Annotated in this window: 11 protein-coding genes; 6 read left to right on the plus strand and 5 right to left on the minus strand. The window is 70.0% G+C overall.

What is annotated here, in order from left to right; translation table 11 throughout:
• Nucleotides 1–14 precede the first annotated feature (14 nt).
• The 5 genes from HLH28_RS00180 to HLH28_RS00200 all read right to left on the minus strand — a co-directional run bounded on the left by HLH28_RS00180 (nt 15) and on the right by HLH28_RS00200 (nt 4,223).
• Nucleotides 15–410, minus strand: a complete 396-nt coding sequence (locus HLH28_RS00180; RefSeq protein WP_182952988.1) for a hypothetical protein — start codon at nt 408–410, stop codon at nt 15–17.
• Nucleotides 411–551: 141 nt separating this feature from the next.
• Entirely contained in the window at nt 552–1,577 is a 1,026-nt protein-coding gene (locus HLH28_RS00185) for an efflux RND transporter periplasmic adaptor subunit (RefSeq protein WP_182952990.1), read from the minus strand.
• Nucleotides 1,578–1,588: 11 nt separating this feature from the next.
• Nucleotides 1,589–1,783, minus strand: a complete 195-nt coding sequence (locus HLH28_RS00190) for a DUF1656 domain-containing protein (protein ID WP_182952992.1) — start codon at nt 1,781–1,783, stop codon at nt 1,589–1,591.
• A gap of 1 nt (nt 1,784) precedes the next feature.
• Nucleotides 1,785–3,848 carry an FUSC family protein gene (locus HLH28_RS00195; RefSeq protein WP_182952994.1) on the minus strand — a complete coding sequence of 688 codons (2,064 nt, stop codon included), beginning with the start codon at nt 3,846–3,848 and terminating at the stop codon, nt 1,785–1,787.
• 192 nt (nt 3,849–4,040) lie between these two features.
• Nucleotides 4,041–4,223, minus strand: a complete 183-nt coding sequence (locus HLH28_RS00200) for a hypothetical protein (RefSeq protein ID WP_182952996.1) — start codon at nt 4,221–4,223, stop codon at nt 4,041–4,043.
• 176 nt (nt 4,224–4,399) lie between these two features.
• On the opposite strand from HLH28_RS00200, the gene HLH28_RS00205 reads away from it, so the two are divergent.
• The 6 genes from HLH28_RS00205 (at nt 4,400) to HLH28_RS00230 (ending at nt 12,060) form a co-directional block, all read left to right on the plus strand.
• Nucleotides 4,400–5,548 carry a metallophosphoesterase family protein gene (locus tag HLH28_RS00205; protein WP_182952998.1) on the plus strand — a complete coding sequence of 383 codons (1,149 nt, stop codon included), beginning with the start codon at nt 4,400–4,402 and terminating at the stop codon, nt 5,546–5,548.
• Nucleotides 5,545–8,280: an AAA family ATPase gene (locus HLH28_RS00210; protein ID WP_182953000.1), complete on the plus strand. Its 2,736-nt coding sequence runs from the start codon at nt 5,545–5,547 to the stop codon at nt 8,278–8,280. The genes HLH28_RS00205 and HLH28_RS00210 overlap by 4 nt, the downstream gene beginning before the upstream one ends.
• A gap of 243 nt (nt 8,281–8,523) precedes the next feature.
• Nucleotides 8,524–10,014 (plus strand): carbohydrate porin, encoded by a 1,491-nt coding sequence (locus HLH28_RS00215; protein ID WP_246395559.1) that lies wholly within the window; start codon nt 8,524–8,526, stop codon nt 10,012–10,014.
• 71 nt (nt 10,015–10,085) lie between these two features.
• Nucleotides 10,086–10,634 (plus strand): molybdenum cofactor biosynthesis protein B, encoded by a 549-nt coding sequence (gene moaB, locus HLH28_RS00220; RefSeq protein WP_182953003.1) that lies wholly within the window; start codon nt 10,086–10,088, stop codon nt 10,632–10,634.
• 16 nt (nt 10,635–10,650) lie between these two features.
• A complete protein-coding gene (locus tag HLH28_RS00225; protein ID WP_182953782.1) occupies nt 10,651–11,226 on the plus strand; it encodes a DJ-1/PfpI family protein in 576 nt (191 codons plus the stop codon).
• Between the two features lie 201 nt (nt 11,227–11,427).
• Nucleotides 11,428–12,060, plus strand: a complete 633-nt coding sequence (locus HLH28_RS00230) for a POTRA domain-containing protein (protein ID WP_182953005.1) — start codon at nt 11,428–11,430, stop codon at nt 12,058–12,060.
• Nucleotides 12,061–12,070: the final 10 nt, after the last annotated feature.

Raw genomic sequence — 12,070 nt, forward strand, 5'->3', positions numbered from 1 at the left:
ACGCCCGACCTGTCTCAGTCGTCGCGACTTAACGGCAGGTCCAGGGTCTGGCCGGCTTTCCGGCCCTTTATCGTCAGGTCCGCGCTGTTGGCGGACACCAGGTGGAAAATCACCAGCGGGTCGCTGTCGCGCGATTGCAGGGTGGTGGCGTCCTTGCGGGTCAGCATCACATCATGGCGCGCCACGACATGCAGTTCGTCCGGCAGCGTCATGTGCACCTCGGACCGGGCGTCGGGGGCATCGACGATGACCGGCGACAGGCCCATCGCCGCCCAGCGGCCGGTGAACGGATCGGCGGGGGCCGCCGCCGCCGGCAGGGCGGCCGCGCCGACGGCCAGCAGGGCCATCGCGGCCAGAGCGGCGCGGGCGCGGTGAAGGCGGGCGGGCGGGGGCGGATCGAAGCGGGTCATTGGTGTCGTCCTCCGGCTTGGCGGTCCCGGAGATCGCCGCTCCTCCGGGGTGTTTTCCCCAAGGGTATGGGGACGCGGCCCGTTTTGAAAGTGGCGCGCGCGCGGGGCCGGCCCGCGCGGCGATCGGCAGGGCGGGGGCGCCTACCGGTCCTCGCCTGCTTCCGGCGCGGATGAAGGTGCCGGGGGGGAGGGTGCGCCATGGTGGCCGGCCATCGCGGCGTTGGGCGGCGGCCCCGATCCGGCGTTTCGGCGGATGCGCGCCACGGCCTCGCGCATCGTCAGGCGCGGGCGGTGGCCGTCGGGGCCGACGATCGACACGGTGGCGGTCATGCCCGCCGCCAGCACGATTCCGGCGGGCAGGGTGTCGATGTGCACGCGCACCGGGATGCGCTGCGCCAGCCGCACCCAGGTATAGACCGGATTGACGGACGGCAGGCCCTGGGTGGAACGTTCGGCATTGGCCGAGGATATGCCGCGCGTGATGCTGTCGACATGGCCCCAGAGCGGGGCGGAATAGCCCATCAGGTCCATGCGGACCAGGTCGCCGGGATGGATCGCGTGCATCTTCGTTTCCTCGAAATACCCGTCGATCCAATAGGATTCCGCATCGATCACTTCGATATTCGGGGTGCCGGCGGTCGCGAAATCGCCGACGCGCATCGTCAGGTTGGTGACGTAGCCGGTGACGGTGCTGCGGATCTGCGTGCGGTCGAGGTTGATGCGCGCCTGCGACAGGGCGGCCAGCGCGTCGGCGTACTGGGCCTTGGCCTGTTCGGCGATGGCTTCGAATTGCTGCTTTTCCTCGGCCGAGGCCGAGGCCGAGGAGAGCTGCTGGCGGCGCTGGTGCTGCGACAGGCGCAGGGTCAGGTCGGCCTGGCGTTCGTTGACCCGCGCGGTGGCGGAGGCCACGGCCACGCGGAAATCGAACGGATCGATGTCGTACAGGACATCGCCCTTGTGCACGTACTGGTTGTCGGCGACATGGACGGCGACGATCTGCCCCGACACGCGCGGGGCGATGTTGGCGACCTGGACGCGCACCTGCCCGTTCCGCGTCCAGGGGGCGGCGGTGTAATAATCCCACAGCGCCAGCGCCACGACGGCGGCGATGCCGAGGATGATCAGGGTCGTCATGATCCGCATGACGTGGCGGGCGCGTTCGAACACCGGCAGGCCTTTCACAGCAACAACGTATAGATGCCCAGAAGGCAGATCAGGATGCCGAATTCGGCCAATGGCATGTTCCAGACCAGCCGCTGGATGCCGAAGCGGCCGAGCAGCGGCCGCAGCGCGATCAGGGTCAGCAGCGCCAGCGCGCCATTGATCACGAAGGACGAGATCAGGATCCCGTCGATATCGATGACCTGCTCCATGTCAGCCTGCCTCGCCCCGGGGCAGCAGGCCGTAATGCCGCAGTGCGCGCGCGTTGCGCTCCAGCAGGCGTGACGCGCCGAACAGGCCGGATACCGCGCCGATCACGGTTTCCCGGTCCGCCGGCTGCAGGTCGTTGCTCTGCGCCAGCAGCGCCGTGGCGTGCCGCATGGTCCGTTCCACCGTCATGGGCACGTCGCGGACCGTCAGCGCGTCCAGGGCCTGGCGCGCCTGGTCGGCGACGGCGTCGATGGTGATGGCGCGCTGCAAGTGGCGGCGGGCCCGGGCCAGGGCGCCGATCAGGTCCCCCAGCGCCACGATACGGCCGAAGACGCGCCGTGCCGCCAGGGTGTCGGGCAGGTAGCCGGTCCAGGTCCGCGCCTGGATCAGCCGGTCGTACTGGCGGCTGATCAGCGCCGGGCCGGCGACCTCGCCCCGTCCGGCGAATTGCCGCCGCAGCGACACCGCCACCGCCATCGCCACGCGGAACCGGCGCCGCCGCGCCGAGGGCGGCAGCAGCAGCACCAGCGAGACGAACACGATCACCGCCGACAGCATGTAGAAGACGTTGCGGTCGATGAACTGGGTCGGGTCGTAGTTATGGATGTTGTCCAGGCCCAGCATGACGAAGAAGAAGACGCCGAAATTGAAACCGATCGCAAAGCTCTTCGGATGGATCAGCAGCAGGCAGGTCACGAAGATGATCGGGGCGATCACCATCGCCAGGAACACCATGCCCGAGCCCAGCGGCAGCACGTGATAGTTCAGGACCAGCGCGCACGCCGTGGCCAGGGGCACGCCGATCAGAGCGCCGAAGCCGAAGGCCTGCGTGTTGAATGTCGTGACCGACAGCGTCAGCACGATGGCGACCTGCACCAGCGCGACGGTCGAGCCCGGCAGGTCCGACAGGATGCAGATCGCGGCGGCGGCGGAAAACCCCATCAGGATCCGCAGGCCGTTCAGCAGCGCCAGGACCGGATCCTGGTGCCGGATGATCCGGACGTCATGCGCGACGCGCGGGGCGGCGCGTCCGTCCTCCAGCGTGCGGATGCCGTCCTCGACCCACCGCCCGTAGGACAGCAGGGCCAGCGTCCGTTCGATCAGATAGGCTTCGGGCGGGGTCAGCGGGGGTTCGCCCGCGTCATGCGCCACCAGTTCGACCAGTGCGGCGCGCGCCTCGGTGGCCGAGGCGAAGGGCGTCCCGTCGCCGAACCGCGCGCGCACCCGCGCCAGCACGGAGGCGCGCACGTCGCCCTCGCGCAGGATGCCGCCGATGGCGCGGGCGCAGGACATCACGTCCAGCAACGCCACCATCGCCGATCGCGCGCCCGTCGTGCGCAGGGCGCTGTCTTCCAGTTCGGTGCGGGCGAACGATACCTGGCTGGTCAGGGACATGATCCCGGCGGCCAGTGCGGTGCAGGCGCCATTGTCGGGAATGCCCTGCCCGGCCACGGCATCGCGGGCGATCTGGCGCACCTTGCCGGCCGAGCGGCGGAGGCCCGCGGCCAGGGCCTGCCAGGCCGAGGGGGATCCGAACAGGTCGTTCACGACCGCCACCGATGCGATGCCCACCATGATGGCGGACACGCGGAAGATCGCGACGGTGAAGACGTCCTCGGGCCGGTCGATGCAGCTGACGCCGACGATGGAGACGGTATAGCCGGCCAGCAGTGCCCCATAGGCCCGGAAATCGCGCGCCAGGGTGCCGACGACGACGCACAGGCCCAGCCACAGCGCCGCGCCGCCCAGCAGCATGATCCGGTCCTGGCCGAAGGCGGCGACCAGCAGGATGGCCACCGCCGCCCCGACCAGCGTCCCGCCCATCCGGTACAGCGATTTCGACAGGACCTGGCCGCGCAGGGGCTGGGCCAGGATCATCACCGTTACCCCGGCCGAGGCCGGAGCGTCGATCTGCAGCCAGAAGGCGACGGACAGCGCGAGGACGGCCGACGCCCAGGTCCGCATGCAGAACGCGAACCATCCGGGCGGGAACCATTCCTGCGGAAGATCGGGAAACCAGACCCAGCGCAGAACGCCGGCCGTCGCGCCCCGGGCGCTTTCCCCCATTTCCGCCTGTCCTCCCGGTTCCCGTGCGGATCACATGGTCGCGACTATGGCAGGGGGCCAGGCGTCATGTGTATCGGTCCCGCGACAAACCATGTCCGCGCACGGCGCGAGGGATGCGGAGGATATCGGAAAATCCGTTTTATATCATCATGATAAATCGCGGCCGGCCAGAGGTCTGCCGGCGGCGGCGTGTCAGTCATGCGCCTTCCGCATGACCCGGGCCTCTGAAACCTTCGTCCGGGCATGGGACCGCAGGCCCTGACGGTGGCGGGCATGGATGGCGCGGATCGTCTCGGACATCGCCGGAGGCAGGCGGGTGCGGCGCGCCGGTGCCTGCGGGGCGGGCTGGGTGGTCTTGGTAAGCTGGGCCATCATCGTCGTGTTTCGTACCTGTCGCGTGACCGTTGCCGCGCGGGCGGGATGCCGGGCGGCAGATCTTCCGTATGCCGGGCCTTGGTGTCGGAAATGGGGCGCGGACAAGGTCTTCCGGTGACGGGGCGGGTACGGCCGCCCCCTCTGGTCCCCGGCGCGGGTTCGGGCGATAAGGCGGGATGCGCCTGATTCACACGTCCGACTGGCAGATCGGCAAGGTGTTCCGCTTTGCCGATGACGAGGTCCTTCCGGTCCTGCAGCAGGAACGGCTGGAAGCCATCGGCCGGATCGGCCGTCTGGCCCGAGCCCAGGGGGCGTCGGCCGTGCTGGTGGCCGGGGACGTCTATGACCATCTGCGCCCGGCGGAACGGACGCTGCGCCAGCCGATCGAGCGGATGCGGCAGTTTCCCGACCTGCGCTGGCACCTGATTCCGGGCAATCACGATTTTCACGAACCCGACGGCCTGTGGGACAGGCTGCTGGGGATGGGGCTGCCGGACAATGTGGTGGCGCACCTGACCCCCGAACCGGCCCCGCTGGACGCGGCGGGCGACGCCTGGGTGGTGCCCGCCGGGCTGGGACGCCGCCACCTCATCGGCGATCCCACCGCCGCGATGGATGCCGCCCCGACGCCCGAGGGCGCGATCCGGGTCGGGCTGGCGCACGGTTCGGTCCGGACCTTCGGCAGCGACGACGCGACGGCGCGCAACGTGATCGCCCTGGAGCGGGCGCGCACGGCGGACCTGGGCTATCTTGCATTGGGCGACTGGCATGGCGCCCTGCGGATCGATGCCCGGACGTGGTATTCCGGCACGCCCGAAATCGACGGATTCGACCTGGGGGGCGCGGGCGGCGGGCAGGCCCTGCTGGTATCGCTGGACGGGCCGCGTGCCGAACCGGTGGTCACCGTTCATGATACGGGGCGGTTCCGCTGGGCGCGGGACCAGGCGGTCCTGACCTCGGCCGAGGACGTGCGGGGGCTGGAGGCGCGGTTGCGCGGGATCGACCGCGACGATCCCAGCCGGGTGCTGGTCCGGCTGGCCGTCAGCGGGGCGCTGACGCTGACGGACCTTGAACTGTACCAGGCGCAGGTCGTGGCGGGCCTGGGGTCCGCCCTGCGGCTGCTGCGCATCGACGGCGCGCCGGACCTGGCGACGTCGCCCGACGATCTGGACGGCTTCGGGATGGCGGGGGCCGTGCGGGCGGCGGCCGAATCGCTTGTGGCGCAGGCGGGTGCCGGGGATGCCCAGACGCGCGACGTCGCGACCGCCGCCTTGCAACGCCTGCATCTGCTGGCCCGCGACGTGCGGGCGGGGGGCGGCGCATGATGCTGCGGGGGCTGGAGGTCGAGCAGGTCCGGCGCTTCGGCGACCCGGTCCGGCTGAACGGGCTGGGGCCGGGGCTGAACCTGCTGGCGGCGCCGAACGAGTTCGGGAAATCGACCCTGCTGGCCGCCCTGCGCGCGGTCTTCATGCTCCAGCACGGGTCCAAGAGCGAGGCCGTGCGGTCGTTGCAGCCCTACGGCAACAGCACGGCCCCGCGCATCGCGGCGGATTTCAGCGTCGACGGCACGGACTGCCGGATCGAGAAACGTTTCGTCTCGCGCCCCTCCGCCCGCCTGACCGAAGGGGGGCGGGTGCTGGAGGGGGACGAGGCCGAGGAACGCCTGCAGCGCCTGATCGGGCTGGAACCGGGCAAGCGGGGGACGGAGGCGCTGGGAATCCTGAGCGCGCTGTGGGTCGGGCAGGGGCAGAGCCTGGCCCAGCCCGACCTGTCCGACCCCGCGCGCGCCACGGTGCGCACCTGCCTGGAGGCCGACCTGGGCGCAATGACCGGCGGTGCCGAGGCCGAGAGGATCCTGGCGCGGGTGCGGGTCGATCTGGCGATCCTGCAGGACGGGCGCGGCAATCCCAAGGGGCGCTATCGCGCGGCGATCGAAGGGGAAGCGGAGGCGGCGGAGAATATCGCGCGCCTCGACACCCGGCGCCGGATGCTGGAGGACGATCTGGCGGCGATGGCCGAATGCCGCCGGCGGCTGGCGCACGAGGACAATGCCGACCGGCGCGCGAAGGAGCATGCCGACCTGGCCGAGGCCAGGCGGCTGCGCGACCGGTTGCGCGATCATGACGCGCTGTACCGCGCCGCCCGTGCCGCGCAGGCCCACGCCGCCGCCAGGGTCGAGGCAGCCGGGCAGGACGTCGCCCGCCGCGCCGCGTGGCAGGCCGCGCTGGATGGCGAGACGGCGCGGCTGGCCGATCTGGCCGATGGCCTGGGCCTGGCCGAGGCCCGGCATGCGGCGGCGCAGGCCGCCCACGCCGCCCGCCGGCAGGCGGTCGAGGCCGCGGAGCGCGCATGTGCGGCGGCGCGGCGGGAACTGGACCGGGTGGAGGCCCGTCTCGCCCTGGCGCGACTGGAGCGCGAACGCCACGAGGAGGCCACGCGCCTGGACCGGCTGGACCGTGCCGAGGCCGAGGTGACGCGTGCCGCGCTGCGCCTGGCCGCCTGCACCATGGATGACGCCCGCATGGCGACGATCCGCCAGGCGGATCGCGCGGTCCAGGCCGCCCGCGCGGCCAGCCGCGCCCAGGCCACCGTGCTGGACGTGCTGCTGGAAGACGGGACGGCGGGCCGGCTGGTCCTGGACGGCAGGGTACTGCAATCCGGGCGCGTCGACCTGACCGACAGCGCGACCCTGCATATCGACGGGGTCGGCACCATCCGGATCGAGCCGGCCAGCCGCGACCGGGACCGCCTGCGCGACGAGCTGGCGGCGGCGGAGGACGCGCTGCACCGGGTTCTGGACCAGGCGGGGTGCGCCGATCCGGACGCGGCCGAGATCGCCCTGGCCCAGCGTCGCCAGGCGGACCTGGCGCTGAACGCGGCCCGGTCCGGCCTGGCCCATCTGTTGCCGGCCGATGGTCCCGGGGGGAAAGCCGCGGGGGGCAGAGGGCAGGGGACACAGGACGTCGCGGCCGCGATGGCCGAGGCGCGGCGACGCGTGGCGCTGCTGGACGAGCGGATCGCGCATCAGAGGGCGGCGCTGCCGCAGGGGCCGGACCGGGCGGACACCGCCGCGGCGGGACCGGATGCCGACGTCGCCGCCGCGCACGATCTGGCGCTGCGGGCGATGCAGGGGGCCGACGCCCGGGCCGCCGACGCCCGGCAGGCCCTGTTCGCCCCGGACGAGACCCTGCGGCAGGCCGCTGCCGACCTGGCACGGCTGCAGGGCGAGGACCGATCCGCCCGCGAGGTCGCCGGACGGCTGGCCCGCGACATGGCGGCCGCCCGCGCGGCCGAGGCCGACGATGCGCTGTCCGCCCGGCTGGATGCGGAGCGCGCCGCATTGGCCGAGGCCGAGCAGGCGGTGCGCCGCATCGAGGCCGCGCGACCCGACGGGACCGAGGCCCTGGCGGACGCCGCGATCCGGCGGCAGGAACGCATCATCGAGGACGCCCAGGCCCGGCTGGGCAGCCTGCGGCAGGACATGGCGGCGCTGGAGGCCCGGATCCACGCGGCCGAAGGCGATGGCCTGGACGAGCGGATCGCCGGGCAGGAGCGGCTGCGCGAGGCGCATGCCGCCGAACGCGCGGCCTGCGCGCGCGAGGTCGCGATCCTGCACTGCCTGCGCGACAGTTTGACGACGGCGGAACGCGCGGCGACGGAACGGTACCTCGCCCCGCTCTGCCGCGCGGTCCAGCCGGCGCTTGCGGCGCTGTTTCCCCGGGCGGGCGTGACGATGGAGGCCGATTTCAGCGTATCCCGCCTGATGCGGCGTCTGGACGAACCGTTCGACACCCTGTCGGACGGCACGCGCGAGCAGATCGCGGTGCTGGTCCGGCTGGGCCTCGCGGACCTGCTGCGGGCCCGGGGTCGGCCCGCGATGCTGGTGCTGGACGACGCGCTGACCTATTCCGACGCCGGACGGCTGGACCGGCTGTTCGACATCCTGACCGACGCCGCCGACCGGATGCAGATCATCGTCCTGACCTGCCGGGCCGAGCTGTTCACCGGGCTGGGCGCCCGGTCCCTGACGGTCGAGGCGATAGCCAAAACCATATAATATATTGTTTTAAAACAATATATTTTCACTTGGACAACGGCGGACGTTCCCTGTGGGCCGCTCGGAATTTGTAATCAATCTTCTTTCGTATCCCGGTAATGAAAATGTTATACGCCTTCGCCCGAGGCCGACGCCCCGGCAGATGCCGTGCCGGACAATCAGGAACGGATCGCGCGCAGACGTGATGACACCCCGACGGCCTGGATGGCCGTTACCGGGGGACAAGGGATAAGTTGGAACTGAATGAGTCGACGAGTGCATGGGACGGCGCTCCTGCTGTCCGCATCCTGCCTGCTGCTGCCTGCCGGTCCCACCCGCGCGCAATCCGTTCCGGCGCCCGCCGTCGGACGTGTCGGGGGGTATGCCGGCCGCGTGCCCGCGCGCACCGTGACGCCGGCGCCCGCGCCGGCGACGGGTGCCGATCATTACGTTCCGCCGCCCACCCTGGCGGGGTATTTCCCCGACAGCTACCAGAGCTGGATTCGCGGCAGCACCATGACGGGGGACTGGGGCGGGCTGCGCACCCACCTGGAAAACCGGGGCGTGCATTTTCAGGGCCATTACCTCGAGGACGCGTCCGGAAACCCGGTCGGCGGCAAATATGCCGGCGTGCGCTATGCCCATGAATTCGCCCTGGGCGCGGATATCGATTTCGCCCGGCTGATCCACCACGATATCGGCACGCTGCATATCCTGCTGACGGAGCGCGCGGGCCTCAGCCTTGCCAACGGGCCGCTGGGCGGCGCGGTGGATTCCGTGCAGCAGATCTTCGGCTCGGGCGAGACGGTGCGCCTGACGCGGCTGTCGCTGGAGAAGAATTTCAACCGCTACGTGTCCATGGAGGCCGGCTGGATCAACACCGAAAACGATTTCGGCCAGTCCACCCAGCATTGGGGCCTGTCGCTCTATTGCCAGTTCCAGACCAATGCGATCTGCGGCATGCCGCAGGGCCTGGCGATGAATGGCGGCTATGGCTGGTATCCGACGGCCCATCCCGGCGCGTGGCTGAAGCTGTATCCGGCCGGGAACGACCATTACCTCGTCTCGGCGGGGATCTATAACGTCGATAACACCATTTCGAACACGCATAACGGGTTCAAGCTGGGGCTGAACAACACGACGGGCGTCTACCTGCCGTTCCAGCTCGGCTGGCACCACGGCAACGATTACGATGGCGATCTGGAAGGCAATATCCGGATCGGCGGCTACTGGGACACGTCCGAGGTCGCGATCGTGTCGTCCCGGACCGCGGCCTACCAGCCGGTCGGCGTCGCCATGATCGACCTGCCCGACAACCAGATCCGCGGACGTTTCGGCGGATGGGTCGAAGCCGATCAGATGATCCAGCGCGACCATGCCGGCAGCGGGCGCGGCACGGTCATTTTCGGTTCGTTCATCTGGGGCGATCCGCGCACCGCCCTGACGCCGTATTTCGCGACCTGGGGCATCATCCGCAAGGGCACGTTCGCCAACCGTCCGAACGACACGATCAGCTTCGGCGGCAAGATGGCCGTGCTGAATCCGAAGCTGGGGGAATATGCAGCGACCCTGCAGCAGGCGGGTGAAAAGGCGCTGCGCCCGTCGAACGAACCGGGGATCGAACTGAATTATGGCTGGCGGCCGACGCCATGGGCGACGCTGCGGCCGGGGCTGCAATATCTGTGGCATCCGGGCGGTACCAACCGCTACCCCAACGCCCTGATCATCGACATGGAAACCGGCCTGACATTCTGATCGGCGGGCATCCCCTGCCGGGGCGTCCAAATTCATTGACGGCGGGGCCGGCGGCGGGAAACATGCGCCCCATGTCACGACTGGATCATACAAGACCCTTCCTGCCGGTCCGCATCGCGGTGCTGACCGTTTCCGACACCCGGGTGATGGCGACGGATACCTCCGGCGCCCTCCTGGCCGAACGGATCGTGGCCGCCGGCCACCATCTGGCCGACCGTGTCATCGAACCGGACGATGCGGATCGTATCGCGGCGCGCCTGGCGGGCTGGATCGCCGATCCGGCCATCGACGCGGTGATTTCCACCGGCGGCACCGGTGTGACCGGCCGCGACGTAACGCCGGAGGCGTTCGATCGCGTGATCGAGAAGCGGATCGAGGGCTTCGGCGAATTGTTTCGCATCCTGTCGTACCAGAAGATCGGCACCTCGACGATTCAGTCCCGGGCGCTGGCGGGTGTCGCCAACGGCACCTACCTGTTCGCGCTGCCCGGTTCGTCGGGCGCGGTAAAGGACGGATGGGACGACATCCTGGTCTGGCAATTGGACAGCCGGCACATGCCCTGCAACTTCGTGGAACTGATGCCGCGCCTGCGCGAACATCTGGACCCCACCCATGACTGAACGGAGCAAGGTGGCGATGAGCGTGAAGAAGCTGCTGCTGCTGGCCGGCGACTATGTCGAGGATTATGAAATCATGGTGCCGTACCAGGCGCTGTCGATGCTCGGGTACCAGGTCGATGCGGTCTGCCCGGGCAAGAAGGCGGGGGAGTACGTCCTGACCGCGATCCATGATTTCGAGGGCGCGCAGACCTATAGCGAAAAACCCGGACACCGCTTTACCCTGACGGCGGATTTCGCCGCGGTGAACGAGGCGGAATATGCCGGCCTGGTGATCCCCGGCGGCCGTGCGCCGGAATATCTGCGCCTGGACCCGCAGGTGATCGCCCTGGTGCGTGCCTTCGCCGACCGGCCGATCGCCGCGATCTGCCATGCCGGGCAGCTTCTGGCCGCCGCCCGGATCATCGAGGGGCGCACGGTGTCCGCCTATCCGGCCTGCCGGCCGGAGGTCGAGCTTGCCGGCGGGATCTATGCCGACATCGCGGTGGACGACTCGGTGACGGACGGCCTGCTGGTCACGGCGCCCGCCTGGCCGGCCCATCCGCGCTGGCTGGCCCAGTTCGTCGCGGCGCTGGGCGCCCGGATTTCCATCTGAAAAACTGATTTGAAATGCGCGCTTTTAAATGCGCGCGGGCGGCGATCCGACCCGTGTTTCCTGCGCTCCGCATCGGCGCTCGCACGCACATGCCGGACGTGACATTGGCATCCGCGGAGAGGTGTGCATCATGAGGGACCGGGCGTCCGGTGCGTGCGACAAGCACGTGCCCGCGCCTGCTGTCATGGGGAGTCTTCCGTTTTGCGCACCACCCGTCATATCCTCGCCCGTTCCGCGCTGGCCGTCGCCATCGCGTCGGGCGGCATCGTCGCCCTGGCCGCCCCGCAGACGGCGGTGTTCGCCGCCGCCCCGCCGTCGCCCACGACGCCGCTGAAGCTGAAATCGCTGACGATCACCGGCAACCAGCAGGTCTCGACCGCCGACATCCTGGCCGCCGTGCCGTTCCACGAGGGCGATACCGTCACCCGGAACCAGATCGACGCCGGTGCCCAGGATGTCATGGCGGTCTACCAGAAGAAGAATGTCGGCCTGAAATTCGGCGAGAAACTGAAATTCCTCGGCAACGCCGTCCAGGTCCAGTGGATCATCGAGGAGCAGGCTCCGCAGGCCGCGGCCCCGGCGGCGGCGCTGGTGGTCGACCAGATCGTGTTCCAGGGGAACAAGCAGATTTCGTCCGATGCGCTGACGGCGGCGACCAAGCTGCGTCCGGGTTCGCCGGTCGACCAGGACGCGGTGATGGCCGACCAGAAGGCCGTCCAGGCGGTGTACCAGAAGAAGAACATCGGCGTCGCGATCCAGGTGGTGCCCAGCCAGCCGAACCACGACAACCATGTCATCCTGACCTATCAGATCACCGAGAAATCGGGCGACTGATCCGGCCATG

The organism is Gluconacetobacter tumulisoli (genome assembly GCF_014174155.1).
Lineage (GTDB): Bacteria > Pseudomonadota > Alphaproteobacteria > Acetobacterales > Acetobacteraceae > Gluconacetobacter > Gluconacetobacter tumulisoli.